Source organism: Acinetobacter sp. YH12218 (genome assembly GCF_013417925.1).
Classification (GTDB): Bacteria; Pseudomonadota; Gammaproteobacteria; order Pseudomonadales; family Moraxellaceae; genus Acinetobacter; species Acinetobacter amyesii.
Genome location: NZ_VPDB01000052.1, coordinates 1 through 21963, shown reverse-complemented (window position 1 = coordinate 21963; position 21963 = coordinate 1). Strand labels below are relative to the sequence as shown.

At 39.5% G+C, this 21963-nt stretch carries 20 protein-coding genes, 2 tRNA genes and 2 pseudogenes; 12 read left to right on the top strand and 12 right to left on the bottom strand.

Annotated elements, in window-relative coordinates; genetic code table 11:
• Window positions 1–226: 226 nt before the first annotated feature.
• A tRNA-Leu gene (locus FTV03_RS13245) sits at window positions 227–312 on the bottom strand.
• Between the two features lie 10 nt (window positions 313–322).
• A tRNA-Cys gene (locus tag FTV03_RS13240) sits at window positions 323–396 on the bottom strand.
• 152 nt (window positions 397–548) lie between these two features.
• Here FTV03_RS13240 and folD point away from each other — a divergent pair.
• Together folD and FTV03_RS13230 are read left to right on the top strand one after the other, a co-directional pair.
• On the top strand, window positions 549–1397 hold the full coding sequence (folD, locus tag FTV03_RS13235) for a bifunctional methylenetetrahydrofolate dehydrogenase/methenyltetrahydrofolate cyclohydrolase FolD (protein ID WP_078189885.1): 849 nt from the start codon (window positions 549–551) through the stop codon (window positions 1395–1397).
• A gap of 196 nt (window positions 1398–1593) precedes the next feature.
• A complete protein-coding gene (locus FTV03_RS13230; protein WP_180041675.1) occupies window positions 1594–2262 on the top strand; it encodes a methyltransferase in 669 nt (222 codons plus the stop codon).
• Between the two features lie 67 nt (window positions 2263–2329).
• Here FTV03_RS13230 and FTV03_RS13225 read toward each other — a convergent pair whose 3' ends face one another.
• The 3 genes and pseudogenes from FTV03_RS13225 to FTV03_RS13215 form a co-directional block, all read right to left on the bottom strand.
• Window positions 2330–2758: a hypothetical protein gene (locus tag FTV03_RS13225; RefSeq protein ID WP_180041678.1), complete on the bottom strand. Its 429-nt coding sequence runs from the start codon at window positions 2756–2758 to the stop codon at window positions 2330–2332.
• Window positions 2759–2956: 198 nt separating this feature from the next.
• On the bottom strand, window positions 2957–4276 hold the full coding sequence (locus FTV03_RS13220) for an MFS transporter (RefSeq protein WP_180041673.1): 1320 nt from the start codon (window positions 4274–4276) through the stop codon (window positions 2957–2959).
• A gap of 289 nt (window positions 4277–4565) precedes the next feature.
• Window positions 4566–4742, bottom strand: a pseudogene (locus FTV03_RS13215) (alpha-ketoglutarate permease); the annotation flags it as partial.
• Window positions 4743–5098: 356 nt separating this feature from the next.
• Between FTV03_RS13215 and glpD the strand changes: the two are divergent.
• Window positions 5099–6613, top strand: a complete 1515-nt coding sequence (gene glpD, locus FTV03_RS13210) for a glycerol-3-phosphate dehydrogenase (RefSeq protein WP_180041671.1) — start codon at window positions 5099–5101, stop codon at window positions 6611–6613.
• A 118-nt stretch (window positions 6614–6731) separates the two neighbouring features.
• Here glpD and FTV03_RS13205 read toward each other — a convergent pair whose 3' ends face one another.
• Together FTV03_RS13205 and FTV03_RS13200 are read right to left on the bottom strand one after the other, a co-directional pair.
• Window positions 6732–7217 carry a hypothetical protein gene (locus FTV03_RS13205; RefSeq protein ID WP_180041669.1) on the bottom strand — a complete coding sequence of 162 codons (486 nt, stop codon included), beginning with the start codon at window positions 7215–7217 and terminating at the stop codon, window positions 6732–6734.
• Window positions 7218–7667: 450 nt separating this feature from the next.
• On the bottom strand, window positions 7668–9497 hold the full coding sequence (locus FTV03_RS13200) for a phosphoenolpyruvate carboxykinase (GTP) (RefSeq protein ID WP_180041667.1): 1830 nt from the start codon (window positions 9495–9497) through the stop codon (window positions 7668–7670).
• Window positions 9498–9909: 412 nt separating this feature from the next.
• Between FTV03_RS13200 and FTV03_RS13195 the strand changes: the two genes are divergently transcribed.
• The 4 genes from FTV03_RS13195 to groL all read left to right on the top strand — a co-directional run bounded on the left by FTV03_RS13195 (window position 9910) and on the right by groL (window position 13796).
• Window positions 9910–10848 carry a diacylglycerol kinase family protein gene (locus tag FTV03_RS13195; RefSeq protein ID WP_180041665.1) on the top strand — a complete coding sequence of 313 codons (939 nt, stop codon included), beginning with the start codon at window positions 9910–9912 and terminating at the stop codon, window positions 10846–10848.
• On the top strand, window positions 10829–11614 hold the full coding sequence (locus tag FTV03_RS13190; RefSeq protein WP_180041664.1) for a metallophosphoesterase: 786 nt from the start codon (window positions 10829–10831) through the stop codon (window positions 11612–11614). The genes FTV03_RS13195 and FTV03_RS13190 overlap by 20 nt, the downstream gene beginning before the upstream one ends.
• Window positions 11615–11797: 183 nt before the next feature.
• Window positions 11798–12088, top strand: coding sequence for a co-chaperone GroES (gene groES, locus FTV03_RS13185; RefSeq protein ID WP_078192966.1), 291 nt, complete (start codon window positions 11798–11800; stop codon window positions 12086–12088).
• A gap of 73 nt (window positions 12089–12161) precedes the next feature.
• The gene (gene groL / locus FTV03_RS13180) at window positions 12162–13796 is read left to right on the top strand and encodes a chaperonin GroEL (RefSeq protein ID WP_180041663.1); all 1635 of its coding nucleotides are present in this window, start codon (window positions 12162–12164) and stop codon (window positions 13794–13796) included.
• Window positions 13797–14143: 347 nt separating this feature from the next.
• On the opposite strand, the gene FTV03_RS13175 is transcribed toward groL, so the two are convergent.
• Window positions 14144–14536, bottom strand: a complete 393-nt coding sequence (locus FTV03_RS13175) for a hypothetical protein (RefSeq protein ID WP_180041662.1) — start codon at window positions 14534–14536, stop codon at window positions 14144–14146.
• A gap of 147 nt (window positions 14537–14683) precedes the next feature.
• On the opposite strand from FTV03_RS13175, the gene FTV03_RS13170 reads away from it, so the two are divergent.
• From FTV03_RS13170 to FTV03_RS17975, 3 genes are all read left to right on the top strand, one after another.
• Window positions 14684–15139 (top strand): helix-turn-helix domain-containing protein, encoded by a 456-nt coding sequence (locus FTV03_RS13170; protein ID WP_004973749.1) that lies wholly within the window; start codon window positions 14684–14686, stop codon window positions 15137–15139.
• A complete protein-coding gene (locus tag FTV03_RS13165; RefSeq protein ID WP_180041676.1) occupies window positions 15129–15695 on the top strand; it encodes an IS630 family transposase in 567 nt (188 codons plus the stop codon). Before FTV03_RS13170 ends, FTV03_RS13165 begins: the two co-directional genes overlap by 11 nt.
• Before the next feature lie 372 nt (window positions 15696–16067).
• Window positions 16068–18605 (top strand): YadA C-terminal domain-containing protein, encoded by a 2538-nt coding sequence (locus tag FTV03_RS17975; RefSeq protein ID WP_257220796.1) that lies wholly within the window; start codon window positions 16068–16070, stop codon window positions 18603–18605.
• 87 nt (window positions 18606–18692) lie between these two features.
• Here the strand turns inward: FTV03_RS17975 and FTV03_RS13155 are convergent, their stop codons facing one another.
• Window positions 18693–19175 (bottom strand): copper resistance protein NlpE, encoded by a 483-nt coding sequence (locus FTV03_RS13155; RefSeq protein WP_180041661.1) that lies wholly within the window; start codon window positions 19173–19175, stop codon window positions 18693–18695.
• Between the two features lie 281 nt (window positions 19176–19456).
• Here FTV03_RS13155 and FTV03_RS13150 point away from each other — a divergent pair, with 281 nt between their 5' ends.
• Window positions 19457–20035 carry a 1-acyl-sn-glycerol-3-phosphate acyltransferase gene (locus FTV03_RS13150; protein WP_180041660.1) on the top strand — a complete coding sequence of 193 codons (579 nt, stop codon included), beginning with the start codon at window positions 19457–19459 and terminating at the stop codon, window positions 20033–20035.
• 79 nt (window positions 20036–20114) lie between these two features.
• Here FTV03_RS13150 and FTV03_RS13145 read toward each other — a convergent pair whose 3' ends face one another.
• Window positions 20115–20444: a hypothetical protein gene (locus tag FTV03_RS13145; protein ID WP_180041659.1), complete on the bottom strand. Its 330-nt coding sequence runs from the start codon at window positions 20442–20444 to the stop codon at window positions 20115–20117.
• A gap of 190 nt (window positions 20445–20634) precedes the next feature.
• Window positions 20635–21372, bottom strand: coding sequence for a sulfite exporter TauE/SafE family protein (locus FTV03_RS13140; RefSeq protein WP_180041658.1), 738 nt, complete (start codon window positions 21370–21372; stop codon window positions 20635–20637).
• A 199-nt stretch (window positions 21373–21571) separates the two neighbouring features.
• Between FTV03_RS13140 and FTV03_RS13135 the strand changes: the two genes are divergently transcribed.
• Entirely contained in the window at window positions 21572–21877 is a 306-nt protein-coding gene (locus FTV03_RS13135; protein ID WP_180041657.1) for a hypothetical protein, read from the top strand.
• Here FTV03_RS13135 and FTV03_RS13130 read toward each other — a convergent pair.
• Window positions 21854–21963 (bottom strand): annotated as a pseudogene (locus tag FTV03_RS13130) (IS701 family transposase); the annotation flags it as partial. The gene FTV03_RS13135 and the pseudogene FTV03_RS13130 sit on opposite strands and share 24 nt — an antisense overlap.

Below are 21963 nucleotides of genomic sequence, written 5' to 3'. Positions count from 1 at the left end.
TCATGAAATACGGTATTCTGATGTGACAAAACCTGAATCCTGGTCGTTAAAGTGTTTGTTTGCACTCATATTTTAACTGTTAGGACTCAGGTTTTTTTATTTAAAGCAAACTATGGGACAGCAGTGGGGCGATGTCCCTCTTTTTTATTGTCTTACTAAACTTTAGGCATAAAAAAACCAGCTTATCGCTGGGTTCTTTATTACACCATCTTCAGTAGTAGAAGAATGGTGCCCGAGGCCAGACTCGAACTGGCACGCTTTGTGGGCGGGGGATTTTAAATCCCCTGTGTCTACCGATTTCACCACTCGGGCTTAACAAGATTGGAGGCGGAGGTCGGAATCGAACCGGCGTACACGGAGTTGCAGTCCGCTGCATGACCACTCTGCCACCCCGCCATGTCTTGTTGATGCGTATATTAGCAAGCTCTGAAAAAAAAACAATAGCAGATTCATCTGTATGAGCATAAAAGCAGCATACAAGGTAAAAAATTTAAAATAATCATGTATTATGTGCAAAATTGATTCATATCATCACTTGGAGAAGTGCCGTGGCATTAGTTTTAGATGGTCGTGCATTGGCGAAGAAAATTGAAGCTGACTTGTTGACTCGCGTAGAAGCGCTAAAAGAGAAAACTGGTCGTACCCCAATTCTTGCGACTATTTTGGTAGGTGACGATGGTGCATCTGCAACTTATGTACGTATGAAAGGGAATGCTTGCCGCCGTGTTGGTATGGATTCATTAAAAGTTGAGCTTCCTAAAGAAACCACAACTGAGCAATTGCTTGCTGAAATTGAAAAATTGAATGCAAATCCAGATGTTCACGGTATTTTGTTACAACACCCAGTACCTGCTCAAATTGATGAGCGTGCATGTTTCGATGCGATCTCTCTTGAAAAAGACGTAGATGGCGTGACTTGCTTAGGTTTTGGTCGTATGGCGATGGGTGAAGCTGCGTATGGTTCTGCGACTCCTGCAGGTATCATGACCATTCTAAAAGAAAACAACATTGAAATCGCAGGTAAACATGCGGTTGTTGTGGGTCGTTCTGCAATTTTGGGTAAACCAATGTCTGCGATGCTACTTGAAGCGAATGCAACAGTGACCACTTGCCACTCACGTACTCAAAACTTAGCTGACTTTGTTAAGCAAGCTGACATTATTGTGGGTGCGGTAGGTAAAGCTGAATTGATTCAAAAAGATTGGATCAAACCGGGTGCAGTGGTTGTTGATGCTGGCTTCCATCCACGTGATGGCGGCGGTGTAGGTGATATCCAATTGGTGGGTATTGAAGAAATTGCTTCTGCGTATACACCTGTTCCGGGTGGTGTAGGCCCAATGACCATTACAACGTTGATTCGTCAAACTGTTGAAGCTGCTGAAAAAGCTTTAGGTTAATGTTGTCGGTTTTTCCTTCTCCCTCTGGGAGGAGGCTAGGATGAGGGTGCTTTTTATAAATAATCCTCTCCCTAACCCTCTCTTGCGCTTCAATTTAAAAGCAGTGCTTTAAATTTTGCTCAGGAGAGGGAACTTCCGATCTTAATTTAGGCTTTTATGACACTAAAACTCTGCATATTCGAAAAATAAAATTCTAATGAGCTGTACTTTCCAATTTCACAAAGCCCCTGAACATTTACTGAAAGCGCTGCATGAAGTCATTCCGCATTGTGAATTACATGCACAACAGTTGCCTGAAACCCCGATTTCTCTATGGTTGATTCCACCGGTATTTCCAACCGATAAATTGGATGATGAAGTCATTCGCCGTATATGGAATGACACGCCGTATTGGATCTTTTGTTGGGCTTCAGGACTTGCTATGGCGCAGTGGTTATTGGCTGAGCCGCATCATGTCAAAGATAAAGTGGTATTGGACTTTGGTGCAGGTTCAGGTGTGGTGGCGATTGCAGCAAAAATGGCAGGGGCGAAACGCGTGATCTGCTGTGACATCGACCAAGTGAGCCTAGATGCATGCCGTGCCAATGCAGAGTTGAATAATGTTGAACTCGAATATTTGGACGATCTGTATAAAGCCGAACAAGTCGATATTTTATTGGCTGCAGATGTGCTATATGACCAATGCAACCGTTTCTTTTTGGATGAGTTTTTAAAGTTTGCTCCAGAAGTGTGGGTGGCAGACAGTCGTGTGAAAAACTTTAGTCATCCTAAATATGAAAAACTCGATGAACGAAGCGCGACGACATGGCCTGATTTGGATGAATCACCTGAGTTTCGTAATGTGAGTTTTTATAAAACCCTATAAATATTGAACCGATAAAAATAAGACGCTTTAAGCGTCTTATTTTTTGTCTTTTAAACTGCAAATTTGATTAAGAACAGTTATAGCGAACCACACGTAAGGTTGCAGGGCGAGCATCGAGTGCATTACGCGCGCCTAAGTTTTCAGAGTTACGTAGATCAGGAGTATTTGATAGACCGAAGTTCGCACGTGTATTACCAATTTGACGGCCGTACTGGGTATTTTCCAAAGCAGGATTTGCAATTTCGTTCACGCTTAAGATTTGTAATTTATAGGTCTTTTGCGTATTTAATACTTTTTGGCAAGCACGTTGTAATTTATTGGCATCCAGTTGTTGGTTTTGGCGACCCGCTAAAGTATATGCAAGTGTTGCGCTATCTGCAGATTTGGACTCTATTTGAAAGCCCGTTTGACCATTAAAAGCACGTGGAGTGCTTTGGCAAGCAGCCATCGACATTGCAACAATACCCAAACTTAAAACTTTGTAAATATTTTTCATCATTCATTCGCCGTGTGTATTTGTATGTTCAGTATGCCATAGTCCGTCTGTCGACTCGATGGCGAAAACAAAGAAAGCCAAAGAAGTTTGATTAAATCTTTGATGCAGCCGAAACGATGAGTAGATGGAAATGGAGATAAAAAAAGCTCATCAAAATAGGCTTTGATGAGCTTAAGTGGAATAGCAGGGCTGAGCGACTTAATCGTCAGTGATCATGCTATGTTTTTTCGTATCTTTCATGAAGACATACGTGATCAAAGATAAACCAATCATGAACGTAATGTAGTAGAAGAAGTAGTTTTCATGGCCTGCATTTTTGAAGCTCAAAGCCACAAGTTCTGCTGTACCACCAAAGAGTGTATTTGCAATGGCATAAGGTAATGCAACACCTAAGGCACGGATGTGTGCAGGGAACAACTCTGCTTTCACTACAGCATTAATCGCAGTATAACCAGTGACAATCACCATACCACTCATGCAAAGCATAAATGCTGTGGTTGGGCTAGTCGTAGAACCGATACCGTTGAAAATTGGAATGGTGAAGAGTACACCAAGCACACCAAAGGCGATCATAATTGGCTTACGACCAATTTTGTCTGAAAGCGCACCGATAGCAGGTTGTAAAAGCATGAAGATGAAAATTGCAGCCGTGGTAATTTCAGTAGCTGTGGTTTTCTCAAAGCCAGATGTGTTGACCAAATACTTTTGTAAATAAGTGGTAAAGGTGTTGAACGCTAAAGTACCACCGGCAGTCAACATGATCACAGTAAAGGCTTGTTTAGGGTATTTAGTAAATAACGCTAAAGCGCCTGATTTTGGACCACCATTTTTAGCTTGTTCTTGAGCTTCTTTAGAGGATTGAGTTTCAACTAAACCGCGACGAATCCAGAACACCACTATAGCGAGCAATGCACCGATGAAGAACGGAACACGCCAGCCCCATTCAGTTAAAGCTTGTTCTGAGAAATTGCGTTGTAAGATAATTAAAACGCAAAGTGCCAATAGCTGACCTGAAATCAGTGTGACATATTGGAAACTTGAGAAGAAACCACGGTGGTTTTTACCTGCCATTTCAGTCAAATAGGTAGCACTAGAGCCATATTCACCGCCGACACTTAAGCCTTGGAGTAAACGCGCTAAAAGTAGAATAGCGGGTGCGAGCATGCCTACAGAATCATAGGTTGGTGCACATGCGATCATCAGTGAGCCGACACACATCAACGATACAGACAGCGTCAAACCTGCTTTACGACCTTTACGGTCCGCATAAATACCCATGACCCATGCGCCGATTGGACGCATTAAGAAACCGAGTGCAAAGACTGCAGCTGCTTGTAAGAGTTTTACAGTATTGTCACCGTCAGGGAAAAATTGCGGTGCAAAGTAAAGGGTAAAAGCAGCGTAGACATACCAGTCGTACCATTCAACGAGGTTGCCGGCAGATCCGCCGAGGATAGATTTGACACGAGTTTTTCTATCCAATTGTTCAGGAACAACTGGCTCAGATGAGTTTGACACATCATTCTCCAAGGAATGAATGCAAAACATATCCATTTAAACTCTTTGGGAAAAGTTTAAATCAATATATTTTGTCGAAATGGGAGATGGAACTATATTTATTTAATTTATACTCCTGTTGTTGCAGAAAATCATGCGACTTTAGTCTATAAAATGCGAATTTTTTGACCAGATAGATTTTTCACGACTAAATGAAAACAGCAAAGCCTCATCAATTGAGGCTTTGCTTTGAAATATATTCTGTTATTAATCAGTATGATTAATAACTCCGAGGCTTAATTGGGTAGAATTAATGCTCTTGAATTTTGGAATGGTGTTTGGTGTCTTTCATAAAGACGTAGACCAATAATGAAATAAAAATCATGATGGTTACATAGATGAAGAACCATGTCTCATAGCCAGCTTCTTTGAAACTTAGGGCAAAAAATTCTGCAGTACCACCAAAGATGGTATCTGTAAGTGCATAAACGGGGTACATCAAAACTGAAGGCTTCTGCAGCTGAACATGCAATATATAAAAGCTTGAAATAAAATTTTAAAAAAGATTAGGTTGAAAAAAAATACAAATCAACTGCTTGTAATTATGTTTGCTTTGAATATAGGTTCTGACTTTAAAATGATTGATTTCATGCTTGAGCCAGCAAGCTTTTAAACGTACATTTAAAATATAACTTCTCATTTAATGAGGAATACAAAAACTCAGCGTAAGGATATCGTGACCAAAATAGGTATCTGGATCAAAAAATGATGATCAATGAGAAAAATAATAAAGCAAAGAAAACGATGCATTGTTGGATAAAAAAGACATAGTGGGAGGGAGCGATGAATACACAACAACAATTAGTATATGACATGGTGGTCATTGGTGGTGGAATAAATGGTGTTGGTATTGCTTGTGATGCAGCGGGGCGGGGGTTAAGTGTTTTGCTCTGCGAAAAAGACGATCTCGCGAGCCATACTTCATCTGCAAGCAGCAAGTTAATTCATGGTGGTCTGCGCTATTTAGAACATAAAGAATTTCGTTTGGTACGTGAAGCACTCGCAGAACGCGAGGTTCTCCTAAAAAAAGCCCCTCATATTATTCGACCTATGCGTTTTATCATGCCACATGAACCGCATTTACGTCCGGCTTGGCTAATTCGGACTGGATTATTCTTTTATGATTATTTGGGTAAGCGAGAACAGCTTGCTGGCTCCAATGGAATTGAATTTGATGTGGAAGTTAGTCCTTTAGCACCCAGATTTACTCGAGGCTTTGAATATTCCGACTGCGCTGTGGATGATGCACGCTTGGTTGTACTCAATGCGATACAAGCACGAGAACATGGTGCACAGATTCTGACTCGAACAGAATGTTTAAATGCATATAGTAAAGGTGGAATTTGGCAGGTATGTCTAAAAAATGCTAAGGGTTTGCAAAATGTGCAGGCTAAAGTATTGGTGAATGCGGCAGGTCCTTGGGTTGCTGACTTTATAAAACAGGGGTTAAAGCAAGAGTCACCTTATAGTATACGGCTGATACAAGGTAGCCATATTATTGTGCCAAAGCTCTTTGACGGTGATAAAGCTTTTATTATGCAAAATGATGATCATCGCATTGTTTTTGCGATCCCATATTTAGAACAATATACCTTGATCGGCACGACAGATCGTGAATATCACGCAGACCCAAATCGAGTAAAGATAAGCCAAGAAGAAATTGATTACTTACTTGATGTGTCAAATGATCACTTTAAAACTCAATTGACGCAAACGGACATCATTTCAACTTATTCAGGTGTGCGTCCGCTGTGTGATGATGAGTCAGATAATCCATCAGCCATTACCCGTGACTATACTTTGGCTTTGTCCAAAGGTGAGGTGGGGCAGGCCCCATTACTTTCCGTATTTGGTGGAAAATTAACAACATATCGTAAATTGGCTGAATCTGCCATGCAACAGCTCAAGGCATTTTTTCCTGAGATGCGGGGAAGCTGGACTGCAACGGAAGCTTTGCCAGGTGGTGAAAATATGGAATCTGTAGAGCAGCTGATGCAGGAAATCCGTGCTCAAATCACGGATGCTCCAGAAGCACTGGCAAAACGCTGGGCATCTGCCTATGGTTCACGGATCTGGAATATATTGGGCGAGGCAACATCGGTTGACCAACTCGGAAAACATTTTGGTCAGGGTCTGTATGCTGAAGAAGTGGATTATTTATGTCGCTTTGAATGGGTAACAACTAGCGAAGATATTCTTTGGAGACGTTCCAAATTGGGCTTGAGTTTTACACAAATTGAAATGAATCAATTAGATGCTTATTTAGTATCTAAACAGCAAGAGCCGCATGCCGCTTAAAAAATTGTATAGCAGTACTGTCTTTAAAGAGCCTTTTATCTAACGTTGGAGTTAAGGGCGCGTTTTCGGCGCATGCCGAAAACGTCGACCCTTGAACGAGTTGTTAGGTGAGTGGCCATTACCGCAGAAGGCTCGATATCCTATCTGAGGAAAATACGCTCATCTCTTTTACATCTTTAACTGTAAGGCTGGCTTGGGCATTAAGCTGGCGTGGCATCATTTCTTTTAGACTAACTATTACTTTCGCAGCCTCTTTATCTAGATTGAGCTTACTTATGAGGCGTGATGTTGGAACGCAAACCACATCAGATATATGTGATTTATCTTTATCTGGAACTAAGAATAATGTGACAGATGTATCTACATTGAGGTGTGGGTGATCTAGAAGTATTTCACTGTAGCGAACGATATCAATCCAGATGGATGTGCCTTTCTTGAGCTCTATTGAGTAATTATTCCAAGATGCATCGGCATAGCGGCCCATTTCGCATTTGAAGCCAAGACCTTTGCATGCATCTGATTCATAGCTGCTTTTCTTCGCGACCCATGAGCCTTCGAGATTTCCCACGACAGAATCAATGTGTGCTCTGAGATCAAGGTACATTCCGCTCACCTAACTACTCTTATGCGGCAGAGGTGACACATAAGATGCTAAAATTTGCTGCATAAGACGCCTATTTAATGAAGTATTAAACACAATAATATTGATTTATTTGAACTAAAAGCTATCATTAAATCATAAAAATAACAAGGATAATAAAATACTAGTTCATTAGCCTAAATTATTTGATTTAGTTAGGCAGCATATCCGTTATAAGCATATTAGTTATAGGGTTGGGTGGGTCTGTTATTTAAGATATCTCTAGCCGTTGTGAAACCAAGGTTTTCGATTTTCGACGTGTCACTACGTTGATGGTTTGTGGCGTTTCTTTGGTTGGAGTGTTTAATTTTGCACCAAAATTGTTTTAGTAACTACTTATAAATGTGTTGCGCATCGTTACTTGATCAGCCAAATAAAAAGGCCACCGAAGTGACCTTTTCATATCAATTATGATTAAGCAGATTTAACCGCGTTTAATAATTCAGCCTGACGATCTTTAAGGGCTTGAGGTAGGCGATCACCAAGTTTGGTAAATAACTCAGTATGGCTTTCAAGTTCCTTGATCCATTGGTCTTTGTCCTGAGTGGTTACTGTATCGAATTGCTCTTTAGAGAAATCGATACCTTTCCAGTTTAACTGCTCATAGGTAGGAACCAGACCGATTGGTGTTTCAGTCGCTTCTGCACGACCTTCGCAACGGTCAATAATCCACTCAAGCACACGCATGTTCTGACCGAAACCAGGCCATACGAAATTGCCTTCAGCATCACGACGGAACCAGTTTACATTGAAGATTTTTGGTAATGTGTTACCAGCAGCTTCTGCTTTAGCGCCAACTTCTTGACCAAGTTGTAACCAGTGGCCAAAGTAGTCAGCCATGTTGTAACCAGCAAATGGTAGCATGGCAAATGGGTCACGGCGAACAATACCTTGTTGACCAACAGCAGCAGCAGTTGTTTCTGAACCCATTGTTGCAGCTTTATAAACGCCATCAACCCAGTCAAAAGCTTCAGATACTAAAGGTACAGTATCGGCACGACGACCACCGAAGATGAACGCAGAAATTGGAACACCTGCTGGATTTTCCCAGTCAGCATCAATAGAAGGACATTGACCAGCTGAAACTGTGAAACGAGCATTTGGATGCGCAGCTTTTTCACCAGCAACGTGTGGCTGACCTTTCCAGTTAGTTAGGTTAGCAGGTGCTTCTTTAGAAAGACCTTCCCACCATACTTCACCGTTGTCAGTTACAGCAACGTTGGTATAGATCACGTCTTTGTGAAGTGTTGCCATACAGTTCGGGTTAGTCTTGGTATTAGTACCAGGTGCTACACCGAAGAAACCAGCTTCAGGGTTGATTGCGTATAAGCGACCGTCTTCACCTGGTTTGATCCAAGCAATATCATCACCTACAGTTTCAATTTTCCAACCTTCGTAACCCGCTGGTGGAATCAACATCGCGAAGTTTGTTTTACCACAAGCAGAAGGGAATGCAGCTGCGATGTAGTGTTTTTCGCCTTGTGGGTTAGTCACGCCAAGGATGAGCATATGTTCAGCTAACCAGCCTTGTTGACGACCCATAGAAGATGCAATACGTAAAGCTAGGCATTTTTTACCCAACAATGCGTTACCGCCGTAACCAGAACCGTAAGACCAGATTTCACGAGTTTCTGGGTAATGAACGATGTATTTTTCAGGGTTGCAAGGCCAAGCAACGTCTTTTTGACCTTCTTCAAGCGGAGCACCAACAGTGTGTACGCAAGGAATGAAGTCACCGTCAGTACCAAGTACGTCATAAACAGCTTTACCCATACGAGCCATTTTAGACATGCTTACAGCAACGTAAGGAGAATCAGTAAGTTCGATACCGATGTGAGCAATATGAGAACCTAAAGGACCCATAGAGAAAGGAACTACGTACAAAGTACGGCCTTTCATTGAACCGTCAAATAAACCATTCAGACGAGCACGCATTTCAGCTGGAGCTTCCCAGTTGTTTGTTGCGCCTGCATCTTCTTGTTTTTCAGAACAGATGTAAGTACGACCTTCAACACGAGCAACGTCAGAAGGATCAGAATTAGCAAGGTAAGAACCAGGATGTTTTTCTTGGTTAAGTTCTTGCATAGTGCCGTTAGCGATCATCAAGTCGATATAACGTTGATATTCTTCTGCGCTACCGTCACACCATTCGATTTTTGCTGGTTTGGTTAATTTGGCAATTTCTTCCACCCAAGCAATGAGCTTAGGGTGACGAACGAATTCTGGTGCGTTCACTTGGGTCATGGTGAGGCCTATCTCAAAAATGTACTAACCGTACAAAGTATAATCTGCATCATGGATTACATCATGCAGATAAAAGATGAAAAAAAGTGGCTGTATTAAAGCATAAAATCATAAAAAAAATAAGACTAAAGAAGTGGTAGATTTTTTTTGGTAGTTAATGCTATCTATATTAAATATAGATAAAATACAATAACTTAACATATTATGTGGTGAATTTTCACTTTATTTATTAACGTGATGGACAATATTTTATATAGTTATTTTTAATAAAAACAAAAAGTTGCATGTAATTGATATTTGAGAATTATTATTGATTAAATAAATGGTGGTAATTCGATTTTTACATAAAGGCGCTATTATTTGCTGTTAAATTCGACAAAATACAATACTAAGCGGCCAAGATGTATAAAAAGTGATTAAACAAGCCAAGCCTTTATCTATTATCTATAATAAAAAATCAGGATTTCATGCTGCAAACAAAGATGAAGTCTACGAGGAGCTTGTGCGGATATTATCCGATCATAATTTCGAAATACAGTCATTTGAGCTTGGGCAGGAAGCCAGTTTTGATACTTTAATGGGCAAGGTATTTGCACGCCATAAAGACCCTGATAATTTGGGTGTTGTGGTTGCTGCAGGTGGTGATGGAACCTTAAATGCTGTTGCTCATCAGTTGATGCATACCGATATTCCTATGGGGGTCTTACCTTTGGGCACATTTAATTATGTGGCGCGGGTACTCAATATTCCTCTCGATTTAATTCAAGCGGCACAGGTGATTGCGACAGGCAATAATCGAAAGGTGCACGTGGCGCAAATCAATGAACATATCTATTTAAACAATGCCAGTTTGGGCTTGTATCCTTTATTTATACAAAAAAGAGAATTTTATAATCAAAAGTTTGGGCGTTTCCCATTGCATGCTTATACCTCAAGTTTGGATGTGCTGATTCGAGATCGTAAAGAGCTGAAATTGGAAATAGAAGTGGATCATCATATTTATCCAGTCAAAACGCCCTTGATCTTTTTTGGCAATAATCAATTGCAATTGGCCGATTTAAACTTGCAAATTGCTAAGGATGCAGAGGCAGGTAAAGTTGCAGGTGTGGTGGTCGCAAAAAGTGATAAGAAAACGTTATTTAAAATTTTATGGCAGTTAATCCGTGGCAATATCGACAATGCACCAGATGTGTATAGTTTCGCCGCTGATGAAGTCACCATACATACCCAACGAAAAAAAATGACCGTTGCTGTGGATGGTGAGATTGTAGAAATGAAACCGCCGCTTAAAATTCGAGTGCAAAAACAAGCCTTAAAGATACGGGTGCCACATGATACTGCATCTGTCTGATCTGCATTTTGGCACTGAAAAGCTAGAGTGTATGCGCGCTATTCAACAATTTTGTCACGAACAGCGTATCGAGGCCGTGGTTGCGAGTGGGGACTTAACCCAACGTGCGCGCTATCGTCAGTTTTATGTATGTAAGCAATTTTTAGAAAGCTTAAAGCTGCCTTATATCGTTGTGCCGGGGAATCATGATATTCCGCTATATCATTTATGGAACCGTGTTTTTAGTCCTTTTGCACGTTATCAACTTTTTTTTGGTGCCATGGAAAATGTACTGGAAACCGAGCATTTTTATTTAATTGGGATCAATAGTATTCGCCGTCGTTACCATACGCGAGGGCATGTATCGCTGGAGCAAATACATCATGTCGATGAATTACTTAAACATGCGCCGCCCAATAAAGTAAAATTAATCATAGCGCATCAACCTTTTTATACACCGCCCAATGACCCACATGGTGTGAAAGATTGTCCTGTTCAAGGGCGTTTGGCACTCGAGCAATGGAGTCAACACGGTTTGAATGGTTTATTGCATGGACATTTACATGTTCCAGCCAGCTATGACCTCAATCAAATTTATGCTTTAGGTGTTGATCATCCAGTTTGGGATATTCATGCAGGCACAGCGACGTCATATCGCCTACATGAGAACCTTGCCAACAGTTTTAATGTCATTGATGAGCAGATGAATGTGCGACATTATTTTTATCATTCAAAGTTAAAAATATTTGAAGAAAATCTCAGCACGCATGTTTTAGATGAGCTTTAATCATTTAAATTTAAATTTTGAAGAAAAAAAATACAAAAAGATGAAAAAAATTAAATTTTGCCCTTGAAGGGTTTTTTTCCATCCCCACAAAAGTGTCATCTAAATTATTTTTTGTCGATGGCTTACGGAAATCAAAATGTCATCGTCTTTTATCTAGTAAATAGACTTAGTCTGGAGTTAACTATGAGCAATATTCGTCCTTTGCATGACAACGTTGTGATTCGCCGTGTTGAAAAGGAAACTAAAACTGCTGGTGGTCTTATTTTAAGTACTTCAGCAGCTGAACAACCTGCTCAAGGCGAAGTAATCGCTGTAGGTAATGGCAAAGTAACTGACAATGGCGTACGTGCATTAGACGTTAAAGTTGGTGACAACGTATTGTTTGGCACTTATGCCGGTACAAAAGTAAAAGTAGCAGGCGAAGAGCTTCTTATTATGAAAGAGTCTGACATCTTAGCGGTACTTGAAGCTTAAGTTTCGTACACGCATTTAGACCCTTTTATTCATCATAAATTGTTAAAAATTTTAAAAAGATTCGGAGTTAGACATGTCAGCTAAAGACGTAAAATTTGGTGATTCAGCGCGTTCAAAAATGATCGCGGGTGTAAATGTACTTGCAGATGCTGTAAAAGTGACTTTAGGTCCTAAAGGCCGTAACGTTGTCATCGACCGTTCTTTCGGTGCGCCGCACATCACTAAAGATGGTGTTTCTGTTGCTAAAGAAATCACGTTAAAAGATAAGTTTGAAAACATGGGCGCTCAGCTAGTTCGTGAAGTGTCTTCAAAAACCAACGATATTGCGGGTGACGGTACAACAACTGCAACTGTTCTTGCACAAGCAATCCTTAATGAAGGGATTAAATCAGTAACTGCGGGTATGAACCCAATGGATCTTAAACGCGGTATCGACATCGCGGTTAAAGCTGTAGTTGCTGAAATTAAAGCGACTGCAAAACCTGCATCTGACTCTAAAGCGATTGAACAAGTTGGTTCTATTTCTGCGAACTCTGACACCACTGTTGGTAAACTTATTGCTCAAGCAATGGAAAAAGTCGGTAAAGAAGGTGTAATTACTGTTGAAGAAGGTTCAGGCTTTGAAGATTCTCTAGATGTTGTAGAGGGTATGCAGTTTGACCGTGGTTACATCAGCCCTTACTTTGCAAACAAACAAGATACACTAACAGCTGAACTTGAAAACCCATACATTCTTCTTGTTGATAAAAAAATCAGCAACATCCGTGAATTGATTGCTGTACTTGAAGCTGTTGCTAAAACAGGTAAACCGCTTCTTATCATCGCTGAAGATGTTGAAGGTGAAGCACTTGCAACTCTTGTTGTAAACAACATGCGCGGCATTATCAAAGTATGTGCGGTGAAAGCGCCTGGTTTTGGTGATCGTCGTAAAGCAATGCTTCAAGATATTGCAATCTTGACAGGCGGTACGGTTATTTCTGAAGAAATTGGTATGTCTTTGGAGCAAACATCACTAGAGCATTTGGGTAGCGCGCACAAAGTTACAGTCTCTAAAGAAAACACCGTGATTGTGGATGGTGCTGGTGATGCAAATCAGATTTCTGAGCGTGTTCAGCAAATCCGTGCGCAAATCGAAGAATCTACTTCTGAATATGACAAAGAAAAACTTCAAGAACGTGTTGCTAAATTAGCAGGCGGTGTAGCAGTCATCAAAATTGGTGCTGCAACTGAAGTTGAAATGAAAGAGAAGAAAGACCGTGTGGATGATGCGCTTCACGCAACTCGCGCTGCGGTTGAAGAAGGTGTTGTTGCAGGTGGTGGTGTTGCACTGGTGCGTGCTGCATCTGCACTTGATGGTCTGACTGGTGCTAACGATGACCAAAACGTAGGTATCAACATTTTACGCCGTGCGATTGAAGCGCCACTTCGTCAAATCGTAGCCAATGCTGGTGATGAGCCATCTGTAGTAATCAATGCTGTGAAGAACGGTGAAGGTAACTATGGTTATAATGCTGCGACTGGTGAATATGGCGACATGCTGGAAATGGGTATTCTTGACCCTGCAAAAGTAACTCGTTCTGCACTTGAGCATGCAGCGTCTGTTGCTGGCTTGATGTTAACCACAGAATGTATGATTACTGAAATTCCAGAAGACAAGCCAGCAATGCCAGATATGGGTGGCATGGGTGGTATGGGCGGTATGATGTAATCTCATCATCGTTTTTAACAAAAAAATCCCTGCATTTGCAGGGATTTTAGATTTTTAGAGGTTGTAGTAGATAAGCAAATGATTAGAGGCTGTTGGTATTTCACAGATGCTGGCAACAGGAGCTTTTTTAGACAATATTAAAGCATAATTGAAATATCAATAGACCTTAAATTGATTTCTATCTTATATCCTAAAAACTGGAAATTGAAATTCAGAAAATATATTATTGAAGTAATTACATATTTAGATTAAATAAAATTGGCTTTGTTGCATAAATACATAACCAACTGATTTTGTTCATTTAATTTTTAGGTTGAAATTCATACAAACCTATTTAAATCAGAAGCTTACAAAATCTTTATGCAACAAAGCCTCAATAAAGCCTCAATCAACTCTTGAACAAGTAATTGTTGTTTGGGCGAGAGCTTTTCAAATTTCTTGGATATTCCCTCTGATGGTATGGAAAATAATGTTTCGGATTGTGATTCGGTGGGTTGTTCACCAAAACGTAACCATTGGGTGGAAACATTAAGCCAAGCAGCTAAAATTTGTAATTTATCTTGTGTTGGGATAGCGATACTCATAAGCCAATTATTTGCAGCTTGGACACTGATAGGATTTCCGCTATAGCGTAGATTAAATTCTTTTGCTAATACTGTTGGACTGTCTGGGAGTTGATGAGCATTTGGTTGTTGCTTTAAATGAGTCCCAAAAGCTTTTTTTTCACTTGAGTTTTGCATATGCTGGTTTAGTTGATCAGTATTGATAATTATAGTCTTTTTGCTGAATTTGAGACGGTTTTTTTATATATGTTTTGTAAAATTTGATAAGTTGACAAAAATAACTAATCATGCGAAAAAGTTTTTTTAGTTAACAGATGTTCACACATGCCTCGAATTGTTTCTGTACCACTTAGTTTAGAACAGCGAGAACGACTCATTTTTCTGGCCAAGCATGCAAAACATTGGCGTGAAAGACAACGTGCCCAAACTATTCTCTGGCTTTCTGAAGGTAAAAGTGTTGCGGAAGTTGCCACTCTACAAGAACGTATCCCAGAAACCATAAGGCTACAACGCCGACGTTGGGAATTGTATGAGTTTGAATCGATTAAAGAAGGTCATCGCTCAGGTCGGCCCAATACATTGATCTCAGACTATCAGGCGAAAATCCTAGATTGGGTCAATACAAGTCCACTCAATGCAGAACAAATCCGAGTCAAACTACATGAAGAATACGAAGTGTCCGTGTCTGTTGAAACCATTCGTAAGTTTTTACGTGATTCAGGTATGGTCTTCAAGCGTACCCGTCATAGCTTGAAAAAAAAGAGATCCGATTGCATTTGAACAAGCAACACAGCAGATTGAAAAATTACGAGAGCAAGCGGCACGTGGTGAAATTATATTAGGTTATGTTGATGAAACAGGGTTTTCATCTACACCTGATAACCGCTATGCATGGACAAAGATAGGTGATGTTCATGCGGTTGATGCAATAAGATTAAAACGAGTTAATGTCATGGGGTGTTTGCTTTCAACGGGGAAACTGGTGACAAGTTGTTTACAAGAGTCTGTTACAAGCACTTGGTTTTATGCCTATTTAACTGGAATAGCTCAACAAGTAAAACAGACTTATAACCTTCCATTGGTTCTTATTGTTGATAATGCCTCGATTCATAGAAGTAAAAAGATGGCTGATTACAGAGAGCTACTTAAAAGTAACTTTTCGACGAATTTGTATTTTATTCCAGCTTATAGCCCTGAGTTAAATCGAATCGAGATGGTATGGAAGCAGATGAAATATTATTGGCGAGATTTTCAAGTCATGACAGCTGATAAAATAGAGCAATGGGTGGAGAGAGGATCAAACCAATTCGGAAAAGAATACATGTTTACTTTTTAATGGAGACTTACAAAAAAAAGTTACTTTTAGTAGAAATTATAAATTTTTTGTTGATAGATTTTTGTTTATTGAAAACGTGTTTTAGTAGATTTTATTCTTAAATTTCGATTATTAATTAATCTATTTTTTATTTTATTTTAATAATCAAATATTTATATTTATTTTTTTTTACTTTGGTTATAAAAAAATAATTTGTTTTTTAAATCAAGTTTTTGTTGAAAATGTGTTGAGAGTTTGTTTATTATACCCGAGACCTAGAAAGATCGCTGGGTTAGTAAGGTGGCAACATCCCGTAACCAGGCAATCACTTTTTTTGCTGGTTTACAAAATCCTAGGGTAAGCCAGTATTTTTTTTTAAAAAGGGAAAAATTTATGAAATTTCAAAAAACTCTTTTAGCTGCAAGCTTAGCTTTAGCAACAGTTGGTGCGAATGCATCAGGTGAAAACCCAGTTATTGATCCAGTACATCACGCAATTAGTAAGTCTGATGCGAACCTTGGTAACTATGCTAAAGTTTGGTTTGATAACTCAAATCAAATCAATCTTGGTACTGCTAGTGATTATACTACAGTAACTGTAAATAACACTGCTCCAGCAACTGGTTTACGCTCTGTAGATGCGTTAGATTACTTGTATGAGCAATTAAAGACTTATAATGGTTCAAGTCTACAATCAGCTACAAATGCAGATAAGCTTGATGAGCTTAATGCGATTTATGGTGCATTAGGTGGTACTTCTGCGAATGGCGTATTAGACTTTTTTGCTCAAGCATCTGGTCAAACAAGCGGTAATAATGGTGCATTTTTAGCACAACACTTTGTTACACATGCTGTGCCAAACCTAGATATTTATGCAGACGGTTCGTTTTCAACTGTAAATGCTTACAATGCTGTAAATCAAAATATTGTTTCACCAGTATATGGTCGTGACCAAGTTATTTCTTTACAGGGTATTAGTGGTGGTGCTCTTCATGGTATTGATTTAAATTCTCGCAAAGCTGTTATTGAAAGTTCAACTGCAAAAGCTGATAAATTACAACTTGTGAAATATGGTACTGGTGCAGGCGCCGTTTATCAATTCTTTAGTGAGAATGCTAACATTGCTTCTGATGCAGCATTGTTTAATGGTCAGTACTATAAAGAAGACAGCACTGGTCAGTTAGTTAAAACTACACTAGCCCAAGAAGTTAATAGAGATACGATCACTAAAGCCGGTCAATACACAATTAGCAAAACAGGATCAGGTGAAGAAATCAAACTGATCACTGATGAGCATCTTACCTATGGTTTTAAATCTACACAAAATGTAGCAGGTATTGGTACCATTACTGATCCAAACGCAGCTGATCCTGAAACATTTAATTCAGTTCAAGGTGTTACAGGTCAAGCTAAGTCTAAATATGATTATGTAAATGTTGGTGTAGTTGGTAATACTAATACTGATCATACTGTTATTACAGATCCAGATGACCCACGTTATGATGCTCGTTTAATTCCAGGTAATGCGCTTTATGATGCTGTCTATGCTGCTGATCACTGGCGTGCAGACCACTATGCAAATCCAGCTCAAAGTATTTATGGTGTAAGTGCAGAGCGTACAGATAACAATGGTGTTCGTAATGTCGCAACCCTTACTGGTTATGGCTTGTCATTAAGTAACTTAGGTACTGATGCGAACCCAGGAACTTTAAACTTTGACGGCAGTGTAACTCGTTTACAATCTGGTGCTGCTGTTGGTCTTCCGTTACAAACTCAATACTATGAGAATTTAAACGGTCAGAATATCGTTAAAGTAACTGATACTGCTGCAGGTACGACTGAGTACTATACAACTTCTGGTGCTCCAGGTACTGCAAATAACACAATGACCCGTGTAACAGATGAAGCACAGATTACTGCATTGACATCTGCTACAGCAGGAAAAGATGCAACTTTGACTGGTACAACACGTAAAGTTGTGGGTGCTGCACCTGTAACAGAACATAACGTTGTGACAAATGTCATGACTCAGTACTATACTGAAACAGCAGATAAAGGTGCTTCTACTTTACAATCAGCAGTAACTGACCCAACGGGTGGTGCCTTAACAACTTTCAATACTGCAACATCAGGTGGTGCAGGTGTTAATGTTTCTTATGTACAACTAGGTGATATTGGTAACTCTGTACATGGTATTCGTGTTTACAACGGTACTAAAGGTAGCACTACAGATGGTCAATATACTAACTTGACAGCAGCTGGTATTGTCACTAATGGTGTTGTTGATGCCAAAACTTTCAAAGTTGACGGTAAAGACGTTACTGAGTTCTTGAAAACTGGTGTTGCTCCAGAACCAACAAATCCAACAGATCCAACAGATCCAACAAATCCAACTAACCCAGGTGCTGGTGGTGTAACTGAAACTGTTGTTGATACTAAAGTTGAAGCTAAAGCTAAAGTTACTTTAGAGGCTGCTAACGCTTATACTGATACTAAAGTTGATGGTGCTATCAAAACAGCTTCTGCTGATATGACTAAAGCTGCTACTGAAGCTGCTACTACTGCTGCAAATAATGCGGTTGATAGCAAACTTGATACAACTTCTAAAGCTGCTAATGCTTACACAGACAAAGCTGTTGCAACTGTAAATAGCCGTGTAAATCAGTTAAACAGCCGTGTTGATGATGTAGAGCGTACTGCGAACCGTGGTGTTGCGATTGCATTGGCTGCACAACAAGCTGTACCTAACATTGCTCCAGGTCAAGTTGCTGTATTTGGTGGTGTAGGTCACTATGAAGGTGAAACTGCTGGTTCTATCGGTGTAGTTACATCTTTCACTGATCGTATCTCTGCAAGCGGTGCTTTAGGTTTCGCTAGTGGTAGTGAATTTGGTGGTCGTGTAGGTGTTTCTTACGTGTTTGGCGGTAAATAATTTACCTTTAACATAGTTGAAATAAAATCCCCGCAATTGCGGGGATTTTTTATGACTAATATATGACTACAAATGTTAAATAAAACGCTAATCAAGCTTTTTGGTGAGTTTAAGATTTACTTCAGGCATTTCCAATTTTTCACCTTTATCACCACGAAGTTCAATAAAGTTTTCACCTACAAAGTAAATCCGATTGTCGCCTTGGGCATCAAGTTGAATCATTCCAGGTTGATCTGGCAAGAACTTAAAACTGCCTTTCACTTTATTTTCAGTGTTTGCAGGTTTACCTAAAAACTCTTGGCTAAGCTCATAGCTTTTATCGAGTTTGAGTTCAAGCTCAGTTTCAATCCCTTTGCAATCATGGCAAGGCAGAATTCCTTTATATTCACCCGCCCAATCAAGTGCATTTTCGGTGTTATCACCTGTGGCAATCGGGCTTTCTGAGGCAGCGTCGGTATTGGCAATGACGTTATTATCTGGTGGTGTCGCAGTTTCAGAATCATTGCTAGTCTTTGAACATGCCGTTAAGGTTGCACTGACCATACAGAGAGCGAGCATTAGTTTTTTCATGAGATTTATACACCGTACGTACCCAATATAATGCTAAGCGTGGCTTTTATTGCTCAAGAAAAATAGCCTATTCTTGTTAACAATTGTGTGTTTGGTTAATACATCAAAACAAACATTTGATTTTTTAAAATTCGTAAATAGTGAAATATTGGTGACATACCTAAAAGTGAACGCTAAAGGACATTTATATATTAATTGGTGAATAACTGAACAATATAGGCTTTTATAATTATTTTGCGTTGTTAAACTCTGCGGCATAGAAAAAACTGTCGGTGCAAATTGTGTTTGAAAAAACAGCGGAAAAAAGTCTGAACTTAATGGGGTGGCAAATTGATAACCATTGGGATTTAAATATCGACCAATGTGTCATGATTGCAGCCCCACATACCAGTAATTGGGATGCACTTTATGCACGTCTTGCCCTGAAAGCGTTAGGGGTAAATGTTCGTATTACGATTAAAGACAGTTATATGAAATTCCCGTTTGGGCCTTTTGTACGTGCTATGGGCGGAATTGGTATTAATCGTCGTCCAAAACAAGATGGTGAAGCTCGTCAAAGTATGGTTGAGCTGATGGCTGACTTGTTCAAGCATCATCCAAAATTGGTCATGTTGGTGACGCCAGAAGGGACACGCGCCAAACAAGAGAAGTGGAAAACTGGTTTTTACCATGTTGCTATGCAAGCGGGTGTGCCGATTGCTTTAGCTTATATGGACTATGTGCAGAAAAAAACGGGTGTGGGTAAAATTGTTTATCCTACAGGTGATTATGAAAAAGATATGGCGGAAATCATGGGTTTCTACGCGCAAATACATGCCAAATTTCCTGAAAAATTCAGTGTCGATACACGCTATCACTAATCTAACAATCCAATAAAAAGGACAGCATCGGCTGTCCTTTTTACGTTTAGATGATTTTGTTTAGACTTTTATATTGAATTTAATCATGAAAATCGGGATGGATACCGCCCAGATTTTGACATGCCGCCTTATAAATTATGTATTGCTGATCAACTACATCGATGAGCGGGATACGAAATAATTTTTCGCCTTCTTTATAGCTGTCGATATATGACACGACCTTTTGTTTGCTTGATGCCAGTTTTTCTTCATGAAAACTTGTAATCGAGCTATGAGTCATATGTGAACTTTCAATATTATTGCATTGAAAATGTGAGAGTAGTTTTTCAGCTTTTTTAATTTCACTGGACGTGCCAAACATACAGCCGCTAAGCAGAGTCACACCTGCAAGCAGGATGAACTTTTTCATGGTTTTATTTTAAGCAAAATTATGAGGTGCAATATTCTATTAATTTTCGACAAAAAAATTAATCACTTTTTTACCATTTGGCTAATTTTTATTTAAATGTGAATTGTGTCATTGTTACAAGATGTGAATGTCTAACTGAAAAGGCTTTTTGTTAGAACAATTTGGACAAATATCTTTAGGTTTGGAGTTATCAGCTTAAGATACTCATCGTCACCAAGAAGCAGCCTGAAGAGAATAGAAGACCTAATACAATATGTTTAAATTGGCGTTCTGAAATGCGATAAAAAAGTTTGGCACCAAAAATCACTGGAAAAGCCATAATCACCAAAAGCACGGCTAAATAGGGCAGATGTTCACGATGGATGATCCCTTGTAGCAGATAGCTAATGAGTGTGACGAGCTGAATGGCTAAATTGAAATGTCGCAAAATATAGCGTTGTTCTGCTTTGGGTGTATTTTTCAGCATGAGCCATGCAGAGGGTAATGCACCACAAAAGCCTCCAAGACCACCCAAGATTCCAGCAATATATCCAATACTAGAATCCGCCCATTTCCCTGATTTTTGGATGAATGAAAATTTAGGATTAAAAAATAAAATTGGGCACCAAAACATTAAAAAAGCGCCCAAAACCAATTTAAATGTATCTGGATTAATGCTGTCTAATAAATAGGTACCGAGTGGTACACCTAAAATTCCTGCAATTAAATAGGGATAAATGATTTTTTTATTGATCGGAATGCTTTTGCGTTCTGATGATAATGAAATGAAGTGGCTATAAACTGAAGCGCAGACCACCAAGGGTGCGGCTATTTGAGGGGGGAGTATCCAAACCCAAAATGACATTGCGATAAGGGCGAATGCAAACCCTGTTAATCCTTGTATGAATCCCGCAAAGATGGCACCAAGAATAAAAAACAGCCAAGTCATTAAATTACAGCTTTGAAATACGTGGCGCTATTGTAGTGAATTTTTCTATATAAATGTGGCTGACTGAACAAATGTAGCAAAATTGGATGTCAAATGATGAATAAAACATGAATGTTTAAATACAGCAGATGTACACAGACTTCCGATTGAATTCATTTCGATAAGTGAAAATGCCCTTCATCAAAGAGGAGTGCTACACATGCTTAAACAAGTTGCTTTGCTATCTGTAGTTGCAGTTACATTTACAGGGTGTGTCGTGGCGCCATTTGATGATGGCCGATACCATTCGAATCAATATGGCTATGCAAATCAATATGGTTATTCAGGTCAATATGGGGGGGCATACGGACAGCGCTATGACTCAAGTCAGCGTTATGACCGTTCATATAGTCGAGTGAATAGCCCGCAACATCGACCAAACTCACCACGATCGAATTCGAATAACCGTCCAGACAATATATATAATAGGACTTACGCACTATTATTTAAAGATTCTCTGTGGTAGCAGATGATTTTTATCGAGAATAAAGTCATCAATGAAGCTTTTGATAATTGGTCTAAATAATTTCTTCTGCCAACGATATACATTTT

Coding starts and splice junctions, on each gene's coding strand:
- FTV03_RS13230 (WP_180041675.1), top strand. CDS start 1,594: ATGAGCTGTACTTTCCAATTTCACAAAGCCCCTGAACATTTACTGAAA.
- FTV03_RS13225 (WP_180041678.1), bottom strand. CDS start 2,758: ATGAAAAATATTTACAAAGTTTTAAGTTTGGGTATTGTTGCAATGTCG.
- glpD (WP_180041671.1), top strand. CDS start 5,099: ATGAATACACAACAACAATTAGTATATGACATGGTGGTCATTGGTGGT.
- FTV03_RS13205 (WP_180041669.1), bottom strand. CDS start 7,217: ATGTACCTTGATCTCAGAGCACACATTGATTCTGTCGTGGGAAATCTC.
- FTV03_RS13200 (WP_180041667.1), bottom strand. CDS start 9,497: ATGACCCAAGTGAACGCACCAGAATTCGTTCGTCACCCTAAGCTCATT.
- FTV03_RS13190 (WP_180041664.1), top strand. CDS start 10,829: ATGATACTGCATCTGTCTGATCTGCATTTTGGCACTGAAAAGCTAGAG.
- groES (WP_078192966.1), top strand. CDS start 11,798: ATGAGCAATATTCGTCCTTTGCATGACAACGTTGTGATTCGCCGTGTT.
- groL (WP_180041663.1), top strand. CDS start 12,162: ATGTCAGCTAAAGACGTAAAATTTGGTGATTCAGCGCGTTCAAAAATG.
- FTV03_RS13175 (WP_180041662.1), bottom strand. CDS start 14,536: ATGCAAAACTCAAGTGAAAAAAAAGCTTTTGGGACTCATTTAAAGCAA.
- FTV03_RS13170 (WP_004973749.1), top strand. CDS start 14,684: ATGCCTCGAATTGTTTCTGTACCACTTAGTTTAGAACAGCGAGAACGA.
- FTV03_RS17975 (WP_257220796.1), top strand. CDS start 16,068: ATGAAATTTCAAAAAACTCTTTTAGCTGCAAGCTTAGCTTTAGCAACA.
- FTV03_RS13155 (WP_180041661.1), bottom strand. CDS start 19,175: ATGAAAAAACTAATGCTCGCTCTCTGTATGGTCAGTGCAACCTTAACG.
- FTV03_RS13145 (WP_180041659.1), bottom strand. CDS start 20,444: ATGAAAAAGTTCATCCTGCTTGCAGGTGTGACTCTGCTTAGCGGCTGT.
- FTV03_RS13140 (WP_180041658.1), bottom strand. CDS start 21,372: ATGACTTGGCTGTTTTTTATTCTTGGTGCCATCTTTGCGGGATTCATA.
- FTV03_RS13135 (WP_180041657.1), top strand. CDS start 21,572: ATGCTTAAACAAGTTGCTTTGCTATCTGTAGTTGCAGTTACATTTACA.